Below are 19916 nucleotides of genomic sequence, written 5' to 3'. Positions count from 1 at the left end.
GCCCCCGCGCCCACCTCCACCCCGCTCCCACCCCGCCGCCCCGCCCTCGGCACCCCCGCCGACTGGGTCGAACTGCTGCGGCTGCCCGCCCTGTTCACCGTCCCCGGCGACGCCCTCGCCGGGGCCGCGGTGGCCGGGCGGGCCCCCGGGACCCGTACCCTCCTCGCCATCGGCTCGTCCCTGTGCCTCTACCAGGCGGGCATGGCGCTCAACGACTGGGCGGACCGCGCCGAGGACGCCGTGGAGCGCCCGCACCGGCCGCTCCCGTCCGGGCGGATCGCTCCCGGCGCCGCGCTCGCCGCGGCCGGCGCGCTCACCGCACTGGGCCTCGCGCTCGCCGCCCGCGCCGGCCGGCCCGCGCTCACCGTCGCCGTACCGCTCGCCGCCACGGTCTGGGCGTACGACCTCGGCCTGAAGCGGAACTGGGCGGGGCCGCCGGTGATGGCGGCGGCCCGGAGCCTCGACCTCGTGCTCGGCGCCGCCGCGAGCGGCGGCCGGGTTCGCGACGCCGTACCGTCCGCCGCCGCCCTCGGCGCCCACACCCTGGCCGTCACCGCCGTCTCCCGTCGCGAGACCCAGGGCGGCTCCACCGCCGTCCCGCTCGCGGCCCTCGCGGTCACCTCCGGCGTCGCGTACGCACTGACCCCGCCCGCCGTGGCCCTCAGACTCCCGGCGGACCGAGGCGGAGCAGCCCCCCTCGGTCCGTCGGGCCTCACCCCCGCACCGGCCGGTGCGCTCCGTGCGGCCCTCGCGCTCGGCTACGCCGCCACCGTCGCCCGCCCCCTCGCCCACGCCGTCCTCAACTCCTCGCCCCCGCTCACCCAGAGGGCCGTCGGCGGCGGCATCCGCGCCATGATCCCGCTCCAGGCCGCGCTGTCCGCCCGCGCGGGCGCACCGCTCACCGCCCTGTGCACGGCCGCCCTGGCCCCCCTGGCCCGAAGGTTCGCGAGGAAGGTGAGCGTGACATGAGCCCCGACCCCGCCGTGGCCCCGCGCTTCGGCTACGGCACCAACGGCCTCGCGGACCTGCGCCTCGACGACGCCCTCGGCCTGCTCGCCGACCTCGGCTACGACGGCGTGGGACTGACCCTTGACCACATGCACCTCGACCCGCTCGCCCCCGACCTGGCCGCCCGCACCCGCCGGGTCGCGCACCGGCTGGACGCGCTGGGTCTGGGGGTGACGGTGGAGACCGGCGCCCGCTATGTGCTCGACCCGCGACGCAAGCACGGCCCCTCCCTCCTGGACGCGGACCCGGCGGACCGCGCCCGCCGCGCCGACCTGCTGCTGCGGGCCGTACGGGTGGCCGCCGACCTCGGGGCCCACGCCGTGCACTGCTTCAGCGGCATCACCCCGCCCGGCACCGACCGGGACACGGCGTGGAAGCGGCTCGCCGAGTCCCTGGGCCCCGTCCTGGAGGCCGCCACCGCCGCCGGCGTCCCCCTCGCCGTGGAGCCCGAACCCGGTCACCTCCTCGCCACCCTGGCCGACTTCCACCACCTGCGCCGCACCCTCGGCGACCCGGAGAACCTGGGCCTCACCCTCGACATCGGCCACTGCCAGTGCCTCGAACCCCTCCCTCCGGCCGAGTGCGTCCGCGCCGCCGCGCCCTGGCTGCGGCACGTCCAGATCGAGGACATGCGCCGCGGCGTGCACGAACACCTCCCGTTCGGGGACGGCGAGATCGACTTCCCGCCCGTCCTCGCGGCCCTGGCCGCCACCGGCTACGAGGGCCTGACCGTCGTGGAACTGCCCCGGCACTCCCACGCCGGCCCGCACTACGCCGAGCTCTCCCTGCCCTTCCTCCGCCGAGCGGCCACCGCCGCCGCGTCCACGGGCGAGTCCCCGGCCCCCGCGGCCCCCGAGCTTCCCGCCCCCGCGCGTCCAGCCCATGAGCATCCGGTCACCCCAGAAGGGAGCACCCGATGACCCACCCGCACGGCACCGCGGGCACCCCCGCGGCCGGCAACGCCCCCGCACCGACCTCGACGGACGAGCTGCGCGCCCGTACGGACACCGGCCTCACACCGGCCGCACGGGCCTGGCTCGACCAGGCGCTCGACGAGGCCGCCGCCCACCCCGGCACCCACGGGCCGATCTCCGTGTGGGAGCTGCGCCTGGCCGAGGCGGGCCGCCGCTGCGGCCCCGCCCACGCCGACGCCGCCCGCGTCCTCATCCTGCACGCGGCCCGCGCCGACCTCGACGCCCTCACCCGGGTCTACCGCCAGGGCACCGCCGACGAACGCCGCGCCGTCCTGCACGCCCTGCCCCACCTCGTGCCCGGCCCCGACGCCCTGCCGCTCGTCGAGGACGCGCTGCGCACCAACGACACCCGGCTGATCGCCGCCGCAGTGGGCCCGTACGCCGCCGGGCACCTGGCTGCTCACGCATGGCGGCACGCCGTACTGAAGTGCCTGTTCACGGGCGTGCCCGTGGACAGCGTCGCGGACCTGGGCCACCGGGCCCGCGGTGACGCCGAACTCGCCCGCATGCTCGGCGACTACGCCGCCGAACGCACCGCCGCGGGCCGCCAGGTCCCCGAGGACCTGCACCGCGTCCTGGCCCTGACCGAGCCCCACACCGCGCCGCACGGCCCGGTCGACCCCCACGGCAAGGAGTCCTGATGCGCATCTTCGATCCCCACATCCACATGACGTCCAGGACCACCGACGACTACGAGGCCATGTACGCCGCCGGCGTCCGCGCCGTCGTGGAGCCGGCCTTCTGGCTCGGCCAGCCCCGCACCTCGGCCGCCTCCTTCCTCGACTACTTCGACTCCCTGATCGGCTGGGAACCCTTCCGCGCCGCCCAGTACGGCATCGCCCACCACTGCACCATCGCCCTGAACCCCAAGGAGGCCAACGACCCGCGCTGCCTGCCCGTCCTCGACGAACTGCCCCGCTACCTCGTCAAGGACCAGGTCGTCGCCGTGGGCGAGATCGGCTACGACTCGATGACCCCCGAAGAGGACACGGCCCTCTCCACCCAGTTGCAGCTCGCCGCCGACCACGGGCTGCCCGCCCTCGTCCACACCCCGCACCGCGACAAGCTCGTCGGGCTGCGCCGCACCCTCGACGTCGTACGGGAGTCGGCGCTGGGCATGGACCGCGTCCTGGTCGACCACCTCAACGAGACCACCGTCAAGGAGGCCAAGGACAGCGGCTGCTGGCTCGGCTTCTCCGTCTACCCCGACACCAAGATGGACGAGGAGCGGATGGTCGCGATCCTGCGCGCCCACGGCCCCGAACGGGTCCTGGTCAACTCCGCCGCCGACTGGGGCAGAAGCGACCCCCTCAAGACCCGCAAGGTGGGCGACCTCATGCTCGCCGAGGGCTTCACCGAGGACGAGGTGGATCGCGTGCTGTGGCGCAACCCCGTCGAGTTCTACGGTCTCAGCGGCCGGCTGAGCCTCGACGTCGCCGCGACCGGCGCCACCCACGAGGGCAACAGCATCCTGCGCGGCGGGGAGTGATCGATGCGCTTCCGGCACCCCGACGGCTCCACCGTCCACCTCGCCTACTGCACCAACGTCCACCCCGCCGAGACCCTCGACGGCGTCGTGGCCCAACTGCGCGACCACTGCGAGCCCGTCCGCCGCCGACTGGGCCGCGACCGCCTCGGCATCGGCCTGTGGCTCGCCCGGGACGCCGCCCGCACCCTCGACACCGACCCGGCCGCGCTGCGCGCCCTGCGCGCCGAACTCGACCGGCACGGCCTCGAGGTGGTCACCCTCAACGGCTTCCCCTACCAGGGCTTCGGCGCCGAGGAGGTCAAGTACCGCGTCTACAAGCCGGACTGGGCCGACCCCGAACGCCTCGACCACACCACCGCGCTCGCCCGCATCCTCGCCGGCCTCCTCCCCGACGACGTCGGCGAGGGCAGCGTCTCCACCCTGCCCCTGGCCTGGCGCACCGCGTACGACGACTCGCGCGCCGAGCGGTCCCGTACCGCCCTGCGCATCCTCGCCGAACGCCTCGACGCCCTCCAGGAGTTGACGGGCCGCTCCATCCGGGTGGGCCTGGAACCCGAACCCGGCTGCGTCGTCGAGACCACGCACGACGCCATCGCCCCGCTGACCGCGATCGCCCACGACCGCATCGGCATCTGCGTGGACACGTGCCACCTCGCCACCTCCTTCGAGGACCCGCACACCGCCCTGGACGCCCTCACCGAGGCCGGCGTCCCCATCGTCAAGTCCCAGCTGTCGGCAGCCCTGCACGCCGAGCAACCCCACCTGCCCGACGTCCGCGAGGCCCTCGCCGCCTTCGACGAACCCCGCTTCCTGCACCAGACCCGTACCGTCACCGCCGCCGGCCTGCGCGGCACCGACGACCTCGGGGAAGCACTGGGCGGAGACGTCCTGCCCGACGCCGCGCCCTGGCGGGCCCACTTCCACGTCCCCTTGCACGCGGCCCCCGCCGAGCCCCTCACCTCCACCCTTCCGGTCCTCAAGACCGCGCTGACCCGGCTCGTCGGCGGCCCGCGGCCGCTCACCCGCCACCTGGAGGTGGAGACCTACACCTGGCAGGCGCTCCCGTCCGAGCTGCGCCCCCGCGACCGCGGCCGGCTCGCCGACGGCATCGCCGCCGAACTCGCCCTCACCCGCGACCTGCTGACCGACCTCGGCCTGAAGGAACTGCCATGACCCGGCCCCAGGGACCGACACCCCTGCTCGTCCTGGACGTCGTCGGTCTCACCCCGCGCATCCTCGACCACATGCCCCACCTCAAGGCCCTCGGCCAGTCGGGCTCCCGCGCCGCGCTCGGCACCGTCCTGCCCGCCGTCACCTGCGCCGCCCAGTCCACCTTCCTCACCGGCACCATGCCCTCCGAGCACGGAATCGTCGGCAACGGCTGGTACTTCCGCGAACTCGGCGACGTCCTGCTGTGGCGGCAGCACAACGGCCTCGTCGCCGGCGACAAGCTGTGGGACGCCGCCCGCCGCGCCCACCCCGGCTACACGGTCGCCAACATCTGCTGGTGGTACGCCATGGGCGCCGACACCGACATCACCGTCACCCCACGGCCCGTCTACTACGCCGACGGCCGCAAGGAACCCGACTGCTACACCCGCCCCCCGGCGCTGCACGACGAACTGACGGAAAAACTCGGCACGTTCCCCCTGTTCCACTTCTGGGGCCCCGGCGCCGACCTCGTCTCCAGCCAGTGGATCATCGACGCCACCCGCCACATCCTGCGCACCCGCCGACCCGACCTGACGCTCTGCTACCTGCCCCACCTCGACTACGACCTGCAGCGCTACGGCCCTGACGACCCGCGCTCCCTGCAAGCGGCGGCCGACCTCGACGCCGCCATGGCCCCGCTCCTGGACGACGCCCGCGCCGAGGGCCGTACCGTCGTCGTGCTGTCCGAGTACGGCATCACCCGCGCCGACCGGCCCGTCGACATCAACCGCGCCCTGCGCCGGGCCGGCCTGCTCGAAGTGCACACCCAGGACGGCATGGAGTACCTCGACCCGATGGCCTCGCGCGCCTTCGCCGTCGCCGACCACCAGATCGCCCACGTCTACGTGCGCCGCCCCGAGGACATGGACGCGACCAGGGCCGCCCTCGAGGGACTGCCCGGCATCGAGAGACTCCTCGACGACGAGGGCAAGAAGGTCCACCACCTCGACCACCCGCGCTCCGGGGAACTCGTCGCCGTCGCCGAACCGGACGCCTGGTTCACGTACTACTACTGGCTCGACGACGAGCGCGCGCCCGACTTCGCGCAGCTGGTCGAGATCCACCGCAAACCCGGTTACGACCCGGTCGAGCTCTTCATGGACCCGCACGACCCCTATGTGAAGGTCAAGGCGGCGACCGCGGTGGCCCGCAAGAAACTCGGCCTGCGCTACCGCATGGCGGTCGTACCCCTCGACGCCTCACCCATCCGCGGCAGCCACGGCCGCCTGCCCGCGAGCGACGACGACGGTCCGCTCCTCCTGTGCTCCACCCCCCGCGCCGTCGGCGACCGCATCGCGGCCACCGACGTGAAGTCCCTCCTGCTCCACCTCGCCGGTCTCGGCCAAGCAGACCACAAGTCCGAAGAGAGGCACCCGTGAACGACATCCAAGCAACCGACCAGGGCACCGACGAACTGCTGCGCCGCAGCCTGGGCATCGGCCGCCGCAGCTTCCTCAGCACCTGCACCGCCGTCGCGGCCGGGGCGATCGCCGCTCCGGTCTTCGGCGCGGCCCCCGTGCAGGCGGCCCCCGGCGAGTCGAACGGCAAGGCCAAGGGCCACCTGCTCGTCCCCGAGGACAAGCGCGGCATCATCCTCTACACGGTGCGCGACGCCACCGGCCGCGACCCGTTCTCCACCAGCCTGCCGTCCGGCTTCCGCGCCGTGTTCGAGCAACTGGCCCGCTACGGCTACCGGCAGGTCGAGTTCGCGGGCTACGGCCAGCACCGCAACGCCCCCGGCGGCGCCAACCTGGAGAGCGTGGAGGGCGCCCGGCTGCTGCGCGGCTGGCTGGACGAGTTCGGGCTGCGGGCGCAGGGCAACCACGGCTTCATCCCGGGCTCCTGGCCGCTGACCACCGGGGACCTGGACACCTTCAAGAAGCACCTGGAGATCGCCAACATCCTCGGCATGCAGCACATGGGGACCGGCGGTGACCCCACCGGCAGCTCCTACAAGGCCGACTGGGACGTCGCCGCCGAGAAGTGGCACGTCCTCGGCGAGATCGCCCGCAGCGCCGGGATCAAGCTCTACACCCACAACCACGACACGGCCTACGGCTTCCTGCTCGACGGCGGCCCGCTCGACGCCCAGGGCCGGCCGACCCGCAGCTCCGGCATCCGCAAGCTGGAGTACTTCCTGTCCATCACCGACCCCAAGCTGATCTGGCTGGAGATGGACATCTACTGGGCGCACGTGGCCCAGTACAAGTTCCGCACCTACACCGACCACGACGGTGCCGTCCGGCAGAACATCTTCGACCCGGCGGCCCTGGTCGCCGCCCACAACAAGCGCTACCCGTTGTTCCACGCCAAGGACGGCGTCATCAACACGACCAACGGACAGGGCTACGACATGGTCCCGTTCGGCACCGGCGTCATCGACTACACCTCCTTCTTCTCCCGGGTCGGCCACCCGAACTACCACAACCCGATGGTCGAGCAGGACAACGCCCCGAGCTCCTCCAACCCGGCCCAGTCGATGGAACACGCGCGGATCGGCTACGAGAACATGGCCGCGCTGCGCCGCAAGTAACGCACACCCGCGGAGGGCCTCCCCGGAAATCCCCGGAGAGGCCCTCCGCGCGCGGTTCACGCGGTCACGCCATGTCCTCGCCCAGGGGCCGGGGGTTGGCGGCGATGCCGCGCCGGGGCTGCGGCCTGCCCGGAGCCTTCAGGAACAGCGCCAGCACCGCGGAGGCCAGCCCGATCGAACCCGCCAGGACGAACGCGCCCTTGTAGTCCCAGGCCGCGACGACGACCGCGCCGAGACCCGAACCGACGAGCCCGGAGATCAGCTTCGAGCTGTAGACGATGCCGTAGTTGGCGGCGTTGTGGTTCTCCCCGAAGTAGTCGGCCGTCATGGCCGCGAACAGCGGGAAGATCGCTCCGCCGCCGAACCCGGACACCATGGAGCAGAACAGGAAGAACGGCATGCTGCCCATCTGGCCGGACACCAGCACACCGAACTGCGCCGTGCCGAGCACCAGACACACGATGATCAGGGTGTTGCGCCGCCCGAACTGGTCGGAGATCCAGCCGATGACACCGCGCCCGGTGCCGTTGACGATCGCCTTCAGGGACATCGCGGTCGCCACGATCCCGCCCGCGAACCCCATGTCCTTGCCGAACGGCACCTGGAAGGCGATGCCGAAGATGTTGATGCCGGCCGTGCACAGCAGACAGAACCACATCATCCACATGACGGGCGTACGGGCGGCCTCGCCAGGGGTGTACTGCTTGACCGCCGGCGGGTTCTTCGCCAGCGCCCGGCGGATCTTCGGGTCTTCGGTCTGCTTCAGCGGGTCGACGTGAGCGGGCCACCAGTTCTTCGGGGGGTCCCGGAAGAACCAGCCGGCCGTCGCCACCATGACGCACAGTCCGGCACCGACGCAGGCGAGCACCGTCCGGTAGTTGCTCAGGTCCATGAACGAGGTGAACAGGAACACGAACGGCACGGAGCCGTAGGCGAAACCGCCGTTGACGAAGCCCGTCTTGCCGCCCTTGCGCTCCGGATACCACTTGCCGACCATGTTCACGCAGGTCGCGTACACCAGACCGGCGCCGATGCCGCTGCACATGCCGAAGCCGAAGTACGCCACGATCACGTGCGGCGCGTACGCCAGCGACAGATAGCCCAGCAGTGTGCCGACCGCGCCGAGCAGCATGGCCGAACGGGCGGGCAGCCTGCCGCTCTCCCGCAGTTGTCCGGCCGGGAAGGCCACGGCCGCCTGGAAGAACACCCAGACGCCCATCAGCCAGAAGATGTGCCCACTGCTCCACAGGTGGGCCTTGTGGAGCGTCTCCTCCGCCGAGGTGAACGCGTATTCGGCGGAGCTGATGCCCATCATGCCCACCCAGGGGAGGATGACCATCCACCTGCGGCGACGCCCCATGATGTCGATGTCGGTCTCACCGATGCGGTAGACCCGCCCCCGGGAGTCGGTCACTTCGCGATACGAGCCGTGCGCTGTGCGGGCGTCGCCCGGCGTACTTCTGGTCGATAGGGGATCCGCGGTCATGTCTGGCCATCTCCTCGCCGTGTCGGTGGGGATCGGGGACGATGCGCCGGGCGTTCGATCGGCCCGGAGTGTTGCGGAACAGCGCCGGTACGGCGCGGGGCGGGTCCGGTGCAGCCTGTGCGTTCGCGCGTACGGTCCAGGGACGGCCCGCGCCCACCACCGGCCGCTCCCGGACTCGGTCTGCTCGCCGACCGGCTGATTGCATACAGTCGACGAATACTGTATGAAGTTTGTTATCCCGCATCCCGTCAAAGGTGTCCAGGGGTTGCGCAGCACTTTTCAGCCAGGAGCCGTCCCGCCCGGGAGCCGGAATGGACCTCTATGAACACCAGGCAAGGCAACTCTTCGAGGAGTACGGCATCTTGGTGCCACGGGCCGAGGTCACCGACTCCTCCAAGAAGGCCCGTGAGATCGCCCGCAGGATCGGCGGCCGGGTCTTCGTCAAGGCCCAGGTGAAGACGGGCGGGCGGGGCGGGGCGGGCGGAGTGAAACTCGCCGCCGACCCCGCGGCCACCGAACTGACGGCCCGCCAGATCCTCGGCATGGACATCAAGGGCCACCGGGTCCGCAAGGTGATGGTGGCCGAACCGGTCGACACCGCCGAGGAGTTCTACGTCTCCTACGCCCTGGACCGTTCGACGGGCGGCTTCCTCGCCATCGCCTCGGCTCGGGGCGGCACGGAGTCCGAGGGGCCGGCCGCGAGCCGTCCCGGGGCGGTGGCGCGCGTCCCCGTCGACCCGGCCGAGGGCGTCACCTCGTCGAAGGCGGCCGGGATCGCCGCGGCGGCGGGCCTGCCTCCGCGGGCCGTGGACACCCTGGTCCGGCTCTGGCAGGTCCTGGTCCGCGAGGACGCCCTGCTGGTGGAGGTCGACCCGCTGGTACGCACGAGGCAGGGCCGGATCGTCGCACTCGACGGCAGGATCACCCTCGACGGCAACGCCCGGTTCCGCCAGGCCCGCTGGGGGGTGGAGCACACCGGGCACGACGACCCGCTGGAGGCGGCGGCCGCGGCCCGCGGCCTCACCTACGTCAAGCTGGACGGCGAGGTCGGCGTCATCGGCAACGGCGCCAGCCTGGTCATGTCCACACTGGACATGGTCGCCGGCCGCGGCGCCCGCCCCGCCAACTTCCTGGACATCGGCGGCGGAGCCTGCGCGCGGCTCATGGCCGACGGGCTGTCCGTCGTCCTCTCCGACCCGTCCGTGCGGTCGGTCCTCGTCAACGTCTTCGGCGGGATCACCACGTGCGACACCGTCGCCGAGGGCATCGTCCAGGCCCTGGACACCGTCCGGCTCACCCGGCCGTTGGTCGTACGCCTCGACGGCAACAACGCGGCCCGCGGCCGCGCGATCCTCGACGAGCGCGCCCACCCCCTGCTCGAACAGGCCGCCACCATGGACACCGCCGTGAGCCGCGCCGCGGAACTGGCCCGTCAGCGATGATCCCGTCGCACCCCGATCACGATCCGTGTCCACCGCCCTGGAGGTCCTCCCAGGGCGGATACGCAGGTGAAACGCACCCCGAAACCTTGGTATTGTTGTCCATGTCGCCGCGGGGAACACCCCCGGTCAGGCGGCAGACACCTGGTCCGGGTGGCGGAATGGCAGACGCGCTAGCTTGAGGTGCTAGTGCCCTTTATCGGGCGTGGGGGTTCAAGTCCCCCCTCGGACACCAGCATTGGCGATGTACAGATGAGGGCCTCGACCTTGCGGTCGCGGTCCTCTCAGCGTGTTCGTAACTGATGGTGATGCCCAGGGCTTCGTAGAGCGGGCCCTTCTTGTCCGGGGTGGCGGCCTGGATGCGCTGTGCGATATCCCCAAGACTCTCAGTAGTCCGCTGGATCTGTTGCGCGTCGAGGCGTAGGGGCGCCCGCCCCGCTTTTCGGCTCTTTCCGACGCAGGAGTGCGAAGGTGTTGATGGCCGCGGGATAGGCCAGGCGTAGCAGCACGACAGATCATGATACCGTCGATGCCCGCACCCGCAGTGCCGGGCGACAGGCGCAGCTGCCGCACGGCCGGGCGGGTAGGTGGGGAGGTGTGCGGTAGTGCGGACCTTCCTTCCAGGAGTGTGGTGGTTCCGCGGACTTACCCGAGCCGGCCGTATCGGGGTCAGCGGTCGAGGAGTTCCCGGCGCCGCCGCGCGCGCAGGACGAAGTGCTGGGTCTTCCCGCTGGGGGTCTTGGGCAGCTCGTCGGTGAAGTGGATCAGGCGCGGGTAGGCGTGTGCGGCGTACCTGCGCTTGACGAGTTGCTGCAACTCCGTGACGAGCGCGTCGTCTCCGACCGTGCCGGGGCGCAGCACGACGAAGGCCTCGACCACCTCACCGCGCAGCGCGTCGGGCACCCCCACGACCGCGGCTTCGGCCACCTGGGCATGCTGCAGCAGGACGCTTTCGACGTCGAAGGGGCCGATGCGGTAACCGGCCATGATGATGACGTCGTCGTCGCGGGCGGAGAAGAAGAAGTGGCCGTCCTCGTCCCTGACCCCGGCGTCGCCGGTGAGGTACCACCGGCCGTCGTCCGAGAAGCGTTCGGCGGTCTTCTCGGGTGCGCCGGCGTATCCCGAGAACCACATGAGGGGGCTGTCCGTCACCTTGACCGCGACACGGCCGACGGTGCCCGCCGGGGCCGGCTCGTCCCGGTCCTCGAACAGGACCTCGGCCGACCAACCGGGCAGCGGTCTGCCCATCGAGCCCGGCCGGAGCGGAGACCGTATCGTATCGGCCCATCCGTTGACGATGACCATCCCGTGCTCGGTCTGCCCGTAGTGGTCCCTGACGGGGACACCGAGCGTCTGCTCGGCCCACGAGATCACCTCGGGGGTGAGAGGCTCGCCCGCGGACGAGGCCGTGCGCAGCCGCAGACCATCGGGTGCGGGTTCGGGCGCACTGCGCAGGCTGCGATAGACGGTGGGTGCGGCGGTGAGGTTCGTCACCCCGAACTCGCGTATGACCTGCCAGGTCAGGGGTGCGGAGAAGCCGGAGTGCAGCAGGAGGCTGCGGGTGCCGGCGGCCAGCGGGCCGAGGACGGCGTAGTACAGCCCATAGGCCCAGCCGGGGTCGGCGGCGTTCCAGAACACGTCGTCGGGGCGAACGTCCAGGCCGTACTCCAGGTAGGCCTGGAACGATGCCAGCGCCCTGAGCGGGACGGGGACACCCTTGGGGGCGCCCGTGGTGCCGGAGGTGAAGAGCTGGACCAGGGTCCCGTGCCCGCCACGGGCCACCGGCCTGCCCTCCGGCTCGTCACCGCGGTACGAGGCGAGCAGCCGGTCGAAGGACAGCTGACCCTCTCCCGGCTCGCCACCCGCGACCACGACCTGCCACGGGGCGTCGCCCGGGATGTCCTCGCCGGGGGCGAGCTTGGCTCGCTGGGCTGCGTCGACCACGACGGCCTTCGCCGCACTGGCCTCCAGCCGCATCGCGATGGCCGGAGGGCCGAACGCTGTGAACAACGGCACATGGACCGCTCCGCGCCGCCAGATACCCAGCAGCGCCACGACCAGGTCGACGGACTTGCCCATCAGCACGGCGACGGCGTCACCGGGCGCGACGCCGATACCCGCGAGGGCGGCGGCGAACCGGGCCGAGTCGCGGCGGAGGCGGCCGTAGGTGAGGTCCTGGCTGGTCAGGTCCGCCTCAATGACGGTGAAAGCCACGTCGTCCGCGGGGTGTCGGTCGCAGAGCAGTTCCGCCGCGCAGGCCTCGGGGGAACCGAACAGAGACAGCAGTTCCGCGACCCGGTCCGGCTGGGCGGGCGAAACAGCGGATTGTCCCTTTTCCGAGGGCGATTGGGTTATACCGACCACGACCATCTCCTTCCTGGCCCCGCCGCTCATGCTTTGCGGTGGCGTTACGGCGCCTTATGCTCCGTGTCACGCGGTTGGCTGAATACCCCCGGAAAGGGGTAGGGGCAATGCACTCTTTTTCGGGCGCATCGATGCGCCCCGACGATGGGGATGCCTTCCGGCAGGCCCTTCGGCTCGCCCAGGGGCACACGGATCTTCCTGTCGTCTTCGGAGGCCCGGTGCGGGGCGACGTCCTGAACCTGACCCAGCTGATCGGGGTCCGGACCGCCGGGCTCCGGGGACTGATTGTGAACCCCGCCGCCGGGCTGGGCGGACAGGTGATGGTACGGCGCCGGCCCGCGGCCGTGACCGACTACAAGTCAGCCGACTCGATCACGCACGACTACGACGGGCCCGTACTCGCGGAGGGCATCCGCTCGATCGTCGCCGTGCCGGTCGTGGTCTCCGGCGCGGTGCGTGGAGTCCTCTACGGAGCCTCACGTGACTCGCTCCCGCTGGGGGAGCGTGCCACGGACGCGGTGGTGGGCGCCTCGCGAAGGCTGGCGCACGAGCTTGCCACACGGGACGAGGTCGACCGACGGCTGAAGCTCCAGCAGGCCGCGGAGACCAACCCCTTCTGCCCCAAGGCCCGGATCGGGATGGAAGAGGTCCGCGAACTGCACGCGGAGTTGCGCGTCATCGCCCAGGCCGTACAGCAGGACGCGCTGCGCGACCGCCTTCTCGACGCCTCCCGACGCCTGGCCGCCCTCAGCGTGGCGCCCGAGCCGGAGCAGAGCTCGCCGCTGGCACCGCGGGAGATCGACGTCCTGGCGCAAGTGGCTCTCGGATGCAGCAACGCGGAAGCCGGCGCACGCCTGTCCCTGCGCCCCGAGACGGTCAAGGCCTACCTGCGCAGCGCCATGCGCAAGCTCGACGTCCACACACGTTTCGAGGCCGTGGTCGCCGCGCGCCGCCACGGCCTTCTGCCCTAGAACACACGGCCCGACCCACCGGTTTCGGCATCGTGCCTCGACGTTTACGAGAAGATGACCGACGACTTCGAGGCCGCCGCGCTGGAGCTGATGCGGAAGGCCGGGGACTTCGGCGGCGCGGTCTCCGCCGTCGAGCACGGCTTCCGGAAGCAGGAGACCGAGCGCAGCGCCTACCGCATCGCCCGGGAGACCGACGCCGGCGAGCGCGTGGTCGCCTGTCCGTTCCGGCGATCGCCACCGGAGACCTGTTCCGCGCCCATGTCGACGCCGACACCACTCTGGGCCGCCAGGCCGAGCCGTACATGGACTCGGCGCCCTGGTGCCCGACCACGTCACGGCAGCCATGACGGCCGATGCCTCGCCGAGGAGGATGCGGCAACGGGCTTTCTACCAGACGGTTTTCCCTGCACGCTGCCGCAGGCTGAGCTCCTGCACCAGACCCTCACCGAGCAGGGCACAGGCCCCGATCGGGCCCTCGCCTTCGACGCGGCCGACGAGGACGTCGTGCGAAGACTGTCCGGACGCCGGGTCCGGTCGGTGAGCGTCCGCAGCACGCCGTGCGTGTCGAATGGCTGTCCGGAGCGCGCTGCCCCGGTGATGCCGAGCCGCGTAGCCCCGGCGCCTCAGCGCTAACGCGCGCTCATCCGCAGGGCGCCGTCCATCCGGACGGTCTCACCGTTGAGGTAGTCGTGCTCGGTGACCATGGTGACCAGGCGGGCGAACTCGGCCGGCTGGGCGAGGCGCGCGGGGAACGGCACGCTCGCGCCGAGGCCGGCGCGGACCTCGTCGCTGAAGCCCGCCATCATCGGGGTGTCCACGATGCCCGGAGCGATGGTGACCACGCGTATGCCGTGTTGGGCGAGATCGCGGGCCGCGGTGACGGTCATCCCGGCCACCCCGGCCTTGGACGCGGCGTAGGCGATCTGGCCGATCTGGCCCTCGAAGGCGGCGATGGACGCGGTGTTGACGATGACTCCACGCTGTCCGTAGGCGTCGGGTTCGTGCCGGGCGATGGCCTCGGCGGCCAGCCGCAGCACGTTGAAGGTGCCGAGCAGGTTGACGTGGAGCACTGTGCGGAACAGGTCGAGGTCGTGCGGGCCCTTGCGGCCCAGGACGCGGGCCGACGGGGCGATTCCCGCGCAGTTGACCGCGACGCGCAGCACGGCGCCGTCGGCGTCGATACGGGCCAGCGCCGCACGCACCGGGGCCTCCTCGGTGACGTCGGCGGCGAGCAGGGTGACGCCGTCCGGCTGGGGGCCCGCCGCGGCGACGGCCTGCTCCAGGTCGAGGCCGTAGACCGTCGCACCGCGCGCGGCGAGTTCCGCCGCCGTGGCGGCGCCCAGACCGGAGGCGGCGCCGGTGACGAGTGCTGCTGATCCCGTGATGTTCATGGACTGGCTCCTTGGGCGTGAAAGGGGCGTCAGCGGGCGAGCCCGCGGCTGATGACAAGGCGCTGGATCTGGTTGGTGCCCTCGAAGATCTGCATGATCTTCGCCTCGCGCATATAGCGCTCGACCGGAAAATCGCGCGTGTAGCCGTACCCGCCGAGCACCTGGACGGCGTCGGTGGTGACCTTCATGGCGGCGTCGGTTGCGATGAGCTTGGCGACGCTGGCCTGGCGGCCGAAGGGCCGGCCCAGATCGCGGCGGCGGGCCGCGTCGAGGTACGTCGCGCGGGCGGAGTCGACGGCCGCGGCCATGTCCGCGAGCAGGAATCCCAGGCCCTGGTGGTCGACGATGCGCCGGCCGAAGGTGGTGCGCTCGTTGGCATACTCGACGGCGGTGGCGAGCGCGGCCTGGGCGAGGCCGGTCGCGCAGGCGGCGATGCCGAGCCGGCCGCAGTCCAGCGCGCTGAAGGCGATCTGGAGGCCCTGACCCTCGTCCCCGATGAGCCGGTCGGTGTCCAGGAGCGCACCGTCCCAGTGCGCCGAGGTGGTGGGGACGCCGTGCAGGCCCATCTTCCGTTCCGGCCTGCCGAAGCTCAGGCCCTCGGTCGTGCCGGGGGCGAGGAAGCAGGAGATGCCGTGGCCGCCGGGCGCCGTACGGGCGAAAAGGGCATAGAAGCCGGCCTTGCCGCCGTGGGTGATCCACGCCTTGGAGCCGCTGATCCGGTAGCCGTTGTCCGTTCGCTCGGCCCTGCAGGAAAGGGCCGCTGCGTCGGAGCCGGCCTGCGGCTCGGACAGGCTGTAGCCGCCGACCAGGCTGCCCGTCAGCATGTCCGGCAGCCAGCGCTCCTTCTGGGCCTCGGTGCCGAAGGCGACCAGCGGGTGGCAGGCCAGGGTGTGGACGCTGGTGGCGACAGCCACGGCCGCCCACCGTGCGGCGAGCTCCTCCAGTACCTGCAGGTAGACCTCGTAAGGCTGGCCTCCGCCGCCGTACTCCTCCGGGTACGGCAGGCCGAGCAGTCCGGCCCGGCCGAGGGTGGCGAACAGGCCCTCCGGATACGTCTCGGTGCTCTCGTGCTCCTCGACCCGAGGGGCGAGTTCCTTGTCGGCGATCTCTCGGGTGAGGGCGATGAGGTCCGCCGCCTCGGGGGTGGGCAGCAGGCGGTCGACGTCCATGACGGCTCCAACGGTACTCAGTGCGGTACGCCAGTACCGCTTACGGTAGCGCAAGCGAGGACCTGAAATACTGTCCGAGTGATCGAGACCTCAGCTGCCGACGTCCCGAAGGCAACCGGGCGAGGTGCCGCCCGCCGGTCCGAGCTGTTCGAGGAGCTGACAGGCCTCCTGATCCGCGACGGGTTCGCCCAGCTGACCCTGGACGATCTCGCCGCGCGGCTGCGCTGCTCCAAGCGCACGCTCTACGGCCTCGCGAACAGCAAGGAACAGCTCGTTCGAGCCGCAGTGGTGCATTTCTTCCGCTGCGCGACCACCCGGGTCGAGGCCGCCGTGGTCGCCGAGACCGATCCCGCCCGGCGGCTGACCGCCTACCTTCGCGCCGTATCGGCGGAACTCGCACCGGTGTCGAGGCAGTTCTTCGACGATGTGGCGGCCTTCCAGCCGGCGGCCGAGGTCTACGAGCGCAACACCCGTGTGGCGGCCGGACGGGTGCAGCAGTTGATCGCGGAGGGCGTGGCGGCGGGAGCCTTCCGCGAGGTGCACGTCGCCTTCGCCGCCGAGGTCATCACCTCGGTGATGGTGCGCATCCAGCGCCGCGAGGTGGCGGCATCCACCGGCCTGGCCGACGCCGAGGCATACGAGCAGCTCGCTGAGCTCCTCCTGCACGGTCTGAACCGCCAGGCCGGGGCCTGATCGGGGACAGGCACGAAGGACAATGCGGCAGCGGTGAGGGGGCAGGGGCATCGGCTGGACCCGTGGCGCGGAGGGACTCCCATGGTGACCGTGTGGTGCGTTCCACGAGGTGGCCGATCGCGGACCGGCCGGTGCCGATGATGAGGTCGCCCTCCCAGCGACCCGGAACCGCGCAGTCCTCGGCTTCGGCCGGCCGCTCGCTGATCATCACGTCGGGTGTGACGTGGCCGCCGGCGCGTGTCCCTGCGGGTGGTCATCAACTCGGTGATCTTCCGCTCCTCCGATCAGAACCTGACCACCGTCGGCACGTGCACCGAGATGGCGTCTCGCCCGACCGAGCCGGGGTTGCGTCCTGGGAAGTTGGTGATCGCGCGGGCGTGGAAGATCCGCACCTGCTCCGGCCGGTGTGACGCGGCGGCCGACACCGGTCAAATGATCGAGTCCCTATCGAACCCGGGGCGGTTCACTGTGTCAGTCCATGGATCCGACAGGTTGTCGCCGAGGCCTGCACCGGGTTCGGCTGCGGTGTCGTGGAGGGATTGTTCGGTCCAGATGACCTTGCCGCGGGCGCCGTACCGGGTGCCCCAGCGCTGGGCGAACTGAGCGACGAGGAACAGCCCGCGGCCGCCCTCGTCCGTGGTGGCCGCCCGCCGCAGGTGGGGGGAGGTGCTGGAGCCGTCGGCGACCTCGCAGATCAGGTGGTTGCGGTCGTGCAGCAGGCGCAGCCGGATGGGCTGGGTGCCGTGTCGGATGGCGTTGGTGACCAGTTCGCTGACGATCAGCTCGGTGGTGAAGGCGACCTGGTCCAGGGCCCAGGTCTCCAGCTGGCGGGTGACGTCGGTACGGACGCGGGAGACGGCCGCCGGGTCGGAGGGCACCTCCCAGTCCGCGACCCGGGCCGGGTCCAGCAGGTGGGTCCGGGCCACCAGCAAGGCGATGTCGTCGCGAGGGCGCTCGGGGAGCATGGCGGCGAAGACGGTCTGGCAGGTGGCCTCCGGGGTGCGGTCCACGGCATCGGCCAGGGCCGTGCGCAGCTGCTCAATTCCGGTGTCGAGGTCGCGGTCCCGGTCCTCGATCAGCCCGTCGGTGTAGAGGACCAGCTGACTGCCCTCGGGCACAGTGAGTTCGGCGGTCTCGAAGGGCAGGCTGCCGCCCAGGCCCAGCGGGGGACTGACGGGTACGTCCGGGAAGGTGACGGTGCCGTCGGGGTGGACCAGGGCGGGGCCGGGATGGCCAGACCGGGCCACAGCGCAGCGGCCGGAGACGGGATCGTAGATGGCGTACAGGCAGGTGGCCCCCGTGACCCCCTGGCCGTGGGCCTCGTCCGCCTCGTCGTGGTCGATGTGGGCGACCAGCTCGTCCAGGTGGCTCAGGAGTTCGTCCGGGGCCAGGTCCAGGGCGGAGAAGTTGTGCACGGCGGTGCGCAGCCGACCCATGGTGGCGGCGGCGTGCAGGCCGTGGCCGACGACGTCGCCAACCACCAGGGCCACCCGGGTGCCGGGCAGGGGGATGACGTCGAACCAATCGCCGCCCGCCCCGGCCTGGGCGGGCAGGTAGCGGTGGGCGGCCTCGACGGCGGTCTGCTCGGGCAGGGTGCGGGGCAGCAGGCTGCGCTGCAAAGTGGCCGCAAGGGTGTGCTCGCAGGTGTAGCGGCGGGCGTTGTCGATGCACAACGCAGCACGTCTGGCCAGCTCCTCGGAGAGGGAAAGGTCCTCCTGCCCGAAGGGCGGGGAGGCGTCCGCCCGCCAGAAGTTGGCCATCCCTAGCACCACCCCGCGGGCCTGCAGCGGCACCGAGATCAGGGAATGGATTCCGTACTCCAGCACCCGCCGCGCCCGCTCCGGGTCCTGGGCCCGCCAGCCGTCGGAGCCAGCGAGGTCCGACTCCAGCACAGCGTGGCCGCCGGCCACCCCGGCGGCGATGGGGTTGGTGGTGGCGAAGCGGATCAGCTCCCCCACGGGGTAGAGAGGCGGGTCGCCCCGGACGCCGCTGACGGCGGTGCGGCGCATTTCGGTGCTTGCCCCGGCCGGCTCCTCGCCACGCAGCACCGGATCCAGCAGCTCCACGGTGACGAAATCGGTGAACCGCGGGACGACCATCTCCGCCAGCTCCTCGGCGGTGCGCACCACATCCAGCGTGGTGCCGATCCGCACGCCGGCGTCGTAGAGCAGCTGCAGGCGCTCGCGTGCCACCGTGGCCCGACCGGCGAGGGTGCGCAGTTCGGTGGTGTCGCGCAGGGTGGCCACGCTGCCCGCCGGGTCGCCGTAGCGCTCGACGCGCCGGACGTTGACCGCCAGCAGCCGGTCGCCGGCCAGATGGACCTCGTCGGTGGCCGTCCGCCCCGAGGAAAGCAGCTCGGCGGTGCCCGGGGTCAGGCCGAGGTCGGTGATCTGGTGCTGCTCCGCGTCCTCCGGCAGATTCAGCAGCCGGCGTGCCTCGTCGTTGGCCAGCAGCAGCCGCCCGTCGCCGCCGACGACGAGCACGCCTTCGCGCACCGTGTGCAGGACCGCGTCATGATGCTCGTACATGCGAGTCATCTCGGCGGGGCCCAGTCCGTGGGTCTGGCGCAGCAGCCGCCGGCCAATCAGCGCCGACCCGCCCGCGACCAGGGCGAGCGCGCCGCCTGCGGCGCCGAAGAGCACCGGAAGCTGCCCGGCCACCGCTTCGTTCACCTTCTTGACCTTGATCTCGGGGGACACGATGCCGGCGACCGAGCCGTCAGGCCGGAAGACGGGGACCTCCGCGAAGACCGAAACGCCCAGCGGAGTCACCTCGGCGTCCGTGAGCGCCGTGCCCCTCACCGCCTTCCGGTAGGGGTCGCCCTTGACTACGTGTTTCCCGATTCGATGCGGGTCGGGGTGGGTGTATCGGATCCCGTCCGTGCTGATGATCACGATGCCGTCGACGCCGGACCGCTTCCGGGCCCTCTCGGTGAGCGGTTGCAGCACCGCGGTCGGATCGCGGCTGTCCAGCGCCTGCACGATTCCCGGGGAGTTCGCGAACGCCTCGGCGACGGCAAGCACCTCTTCGCGGGCTTTCTCCGTGCCTTGGTGCCGGGCCTGGACCACCAGCGTCACCACCGTCGCGGCGACGAGCAGCACCACGACCGCCAGCTGCAGGAGGAACACTTGGCCGGCGACGCTCCGCGCGCTCAGCAGGGAGCGCAGGCGCCGCCCTGGCGACCGGT

17 protein-coding genes, 1 tRNA gene and 2 pseudogenes are annotated in these 19916 nt (G+C 71.9%); 13 read left to right on the top strand and 7 right to left on the bottom strand.

Annotation, left to right across the window (positions count from 1 at the left end; all coding sequences use genetic code 11):
* The first annotated feature begins 72 nt into the window (after positions 1–72).
* Genes ACFY3J_RS28720 through ACFY3J_RS28690 form a run of 7 tightly spaced genes read left to right on the top strand, consistent with a single transcriptional unit; the run spans position 73 to position 7216 of the window.
* Complete coding sequence (locus tag ACFY3J_RS28720) at positions 73–969, top strand: SCO3242 family prenyltransferase (RefSeq protein WP_384186222.1); 897 nt, start codon at positions 73–75, stop codon at positions 967–969.
* Positions 966–1928 carry a sugar phosphate isomerase/epimerase family protein gene (locus ACFY3J_RS28715; RefSeq protein ID WP_384186121.1) on the top strand — a complete coding sequence of 321 codons (963 nt, stop codon included), beginning with the start codon at positions 966–968 and terminating at the stop codon, positions 1926–1928. The genes ACFY3J_RS28720 and ACFY3J_RS28715 overlap by 4 nt, the downstream gene beginning before the upstream one ends.
* The gene (locus tag ACFY3J_RS28710; protein ID WP_384186124.1) at positions 1925–2623 is read left to right on the top strand and encodes an EboA domain-containing protein; all 699 of its coding nucleotides are present in this window, start codon (positions 1925–1927) and stop codon (positions 2621–2623) included. Before ACFY3J_RS28715 ends, ACFY3J_RS28710 begins: the two co-directional genes overlap by 4 nt.
* On the top strand, positions 2623–3471 hold the full coding sequence (locus tag ACFY3J_RS28705) for a TatD family hydrolase (RefSeq protein ID WP_384186126.1): 849 nt from the start codon (positions 2623–2625) through the stop codon (positions 3469–3471). The genes ACFY3J_RS28710 and ACFY3J_RS28705 overlap by 1 nt, the downstream gene beginning before the upstream one ends.
* Before the next feature lie 3 nt (positions 3472–3474).
* Positions 3475–4644 carry a metabolite traffic protein EboE gene (eboE, locus tag ACFY3J_RS28700; RefSeq protein WP_384186129.1) on the top strand — a complete coding sequence of 390 codons (1170 nt, stop codon included), beginning with the start codon at positions 3475–3477 and terminating at the stop codon, positions 4642–4644.
* Positions 4641–6062, top strand: coding sequence for an alkaline phosphatase family protein (locus tag ACFY3J_RS28695; protein WP_390842031.1), 1422 nt, complete (start codon positions 4641–4643; stop codon positions 6060–6062). Before eboE ends, ACFY3J_RS28695 begins: the two co-directional genes overlap by 4 nt.
* The gene (locus tag ACFY3J_RS28690) at positions 6059–7216 is read left to right on the top strand and encodes a sugar phosphate isomerase/epimerase family protein (protein WP_390842030.1); all 1158 of its coding nucleotides are present in this window, start codon (positions 6059–6061) and stop codon (positions 7214–7216) included. The genes ACFY3J_RS28695 and ACFY3J_RS28690 overlap by 4 nt, the downstream gene beginning before the upstream one ends.
* Before the next feature lie 64 nt (positions 7217–7280).
* Here ACFY3J_RS28690 and ACFY3J_RS28685 read toward each other — a convergent pair whose 3' ends face one another.
* On the bottom strand, positions 7281–8630 hold the full coding sequence (locus ACFY3J_RS28685; RefSeq protein WP_390842029.1) for an OFA family MFS transporter: 1350 nt from the start codon (positions 8628–8630) through the stop codon (positions 7281–7283).
* Between the two features lie 383 nt (positions 8631–9013).
* Here ACFY3J_RS28685 and sucC point away from each other — a divergent pair, with 383 nt between their 5' ends.
* Together sucC and ACFY3J_RS28675 are read left to right on the top strand one after the other, a co-directional pair.
* Positions 9014–10144, top strand: a complete 1131-nt coding sequence (sucC, locus tag ACFY3J_RS28680) for an ADP-forming succinate--CoA ligase subunit beta (protein ID WP_390842028.1) — start codon at positions 9014–9016, stop codon at positions 10142–10144.
* A 144-nt stretch (positions 10145–10288) separates the two neighbouring features.
* Positions 10289–10376, top strand: a tRNA-Leu gene (locus ACFY3J_RS28675).
* 434 nt (positions 10377–10810) lie between these two features.
* Here ACFY3J_RS28675 and ACFY3J_RS28670 read toward each other — a convergent pair.
* On the bottom strand, positions 10811–12505 hold the full coding sequence (locus tag ACFY3J_RS28670; protein ID WP_390842027.1) for an AMP-binding protein: 1695 nt from the start codon (positions 12503–12505) through the stop codon (positions 10811–10813).
* A gap of 131 nt (positions 12506–12636) precedes the next feature.
* Between ACFY3J_RS28670 and ACFY3J_RS28665 the strand changes: the two genes are divergently transcribed.
* The 3 genes and pseudogenes from ACFY3J_RS28665 (at position 12637) to ACFY3J_RS28655 (ending at position 14109) form a co-directional block, all read left to right on the top strand.
* Positions 12637–13476, top strand: a complete 840-nt coding sequence (locus tag ACFY3J_RS28665; protein WP_384186145.1) for a LuxR C-terminal-related transcriptional regulator — start codon at positions 12637–12639, stop codon at positions 13474–13476.
* 42 nt (positions 13477–13518) lie between these two features.
* Positions 13519–13689: pseudogene (locus ACFY3J_RS28660) on the top strand (methylmalonyl-CoA mutase family protein); the annotation flags it as partial.
* A 45-nt stretch (positions 13690–13734) separates the two neighbouring features.
* Positions 13735–14109, top strand: coding sequence for a nucleoside monophosphate kinase (locus ACFY3J_RS28655; RefSeq protein WP_390842042.1), 375 nt, complete (start codon positions 13735–13737; stop codon positions 14107–14109).
* Here the strand turns inward: ACFY3J_RS28655 and ACFY3J_RS28650 are convergent.
* Positions 14106–14867 (bottom strand): SDR family NAD(P)-dependent oxidoreductase, encoded by a 762-nt coding sequence (locus ACFY3J_RS28650; RefSeq protein WP_384186148.1) that lies wholly within the window; start codon positions 14865–14867, stop codon positions 14106–14108. The two genes, ACFY3J_RS28655 and ACFY3J_RS28650, sit on opposite strands and share 4 nt — an antisense overlap.
* A gap of 29 nt (positions 14868–14896) precedes the next feature.
* Positions 14897–16036, bottom strand: coding sequence for an acyl-CoA dehydrogenase family protein (locus ACFY3J_RS28645; RefSeq protein ID WP_390842026.1), 1140 nt, complete (start codon positions 16034–16036; stop codon positions 14897–14899).
* Between the two features lie 78 nt (positions 16037–16114).
* On the opposite strand from ACFY3J_RS28645, the gene ACFY3J_RS28640 reads away from it, so the two are divergent.
* On the top strand, positions 16115–16729 hold the full coding sequence (locus ACFY3J_RS28640) for a TetR/AcrR family transcriptional regulator (RefSeq protein ID WP_384186153.1): 615 nt from the start codon (positions 16115–16117) through the stop codon (positions 16727–16729).
* An 88-nt stretch (positions 16730–16817) separates the two neighbouring features.
* On the opposite strand, the pseudogene ACFY3J_RS28635 reads toward ACFY3J_RS28640, so the two are convergent.
* The 3 genes and pseudogenes from ACFY3J_RS28635 to ACFY3J_RS28625 all read right to left on the bottom strand — a co-directional run.
* Positions 16818–16958, bottom strand: a pseudogene (locus ACFY3J_RS28635) (IS30 family transposase); the annotation flags it as partial.
* Between the two features lie 55 nt (positions 16959–17013).
* The gene (locus tag ACFY3J_RS28630; RefSeq protein ID WP_384186231.1) at positions 17014–17154 is read right to left on the bottom strand and encodes a hypothetical protein; all 141 of its coding nucleotides are present in this window, start codon (positions 17152–17154) and stop codon (positions 17014–17016) included.
* A 3-nt stretch (positions 17155–17157) separates the two neighbouring features.
* Positions 17158–19857, bottom strand: coding sequence for a SpoIIE family protein phosphatase (locus ACFY3J_RS28625; protein WP_390842025.1), 2700 nt, complete (start codon positions 19855–19857; stop codon positions 17158–17160).
* Positions 19858–19916: the final 59 nt, after the last annotated feature.

The organism is Streptomyces sp. NPDC001231 (genome assembly GCF_042896885.1).
Taxonomy (GTDB): domain Bacteria; phylum Actinomycetota; class Actinomycetes; order Streptomycetales; family Streptomycetaceae; genus Streptomyces.
Note: the sequence above shows the minus strand (reverse complement) of the source record. Positions and strands in the feature narration are given on the sequence as shown.

Excerpts from the sequence above, each read along its gene's own strand:
- ACFY3J_RS28710 (WP_384186124.1), top strand. The coding sequence starts at position 1,925 with ATGACCCACCCGCACGGCACCGCGGGCACCCCCGCGGCCGGCAACGCC.
- ACFY3J_RS28695 (WP_390842031.1), top strand. The coding sequence starts at position 4,641 with ATGACCCGGCCCCAGGGACCGACACCCCTGCTCGTCCTGGACGTCGTC.
- ACFY3J_RS28715 (WP_384186121.1), top strand. The coding sequence starts at position 966 with ATGAGCCCCGACCCCGCCGTGGCCCCGCGCTTCGGCTACGGCACCAAC.
- ACFY3J_RS28650 (WP_384186148.1), bottom strand. The coding sequence starts at position 14,867 with ATGAACATCACGGGATCAGCAGCACTCGTCACCGGCGCCGCCTCCGGT.
- ACFY3J_RS28665 (WP_384186145.1), top strand. The coding sequence starts at position 12,637 with ATGCGCCCCGACGATGGGGATGCCTTCCGGCAGGCCCTTCGGCTCGCC.
- ACFY3J_RS28655 (WP_390842042.1), top strand. The coding sequence starts at position 13,735 with ATGTCGACGCCGACACCACTCTGGGCCGCCAGGCCGAGCCGTACATGG.
- eboE (WP_384186129.1), top strand. The coding sequence starts at position 3,475 with ATGCGCTTCCGGCACCCCGACGGCTCCACCGTCCACCTCGCCTACTGC.
- ACFY3J_RS28705 (WP_384186126.1), top strand. The coding sequence starts at position 2,623 with ATGCGCATCTTCGATCCCCACATCCACATGACGTCCAGGACCACCGAC.
- ACFY3J_RS28645 (WP_390842026.1), bottom strand. The coding sequence starts at position 16,036 with ATGGACGTCGACCGCCTGCTGCCCACCCCCGAGGCGGCGGACCTCATC.
- sucC (WP_390842028.1), top strand. The coding sequence starts at position 9,014 with ATGGACCTCTATGAACACCAGGCAAGGCAACTCTTCGAGGAGTACGGC.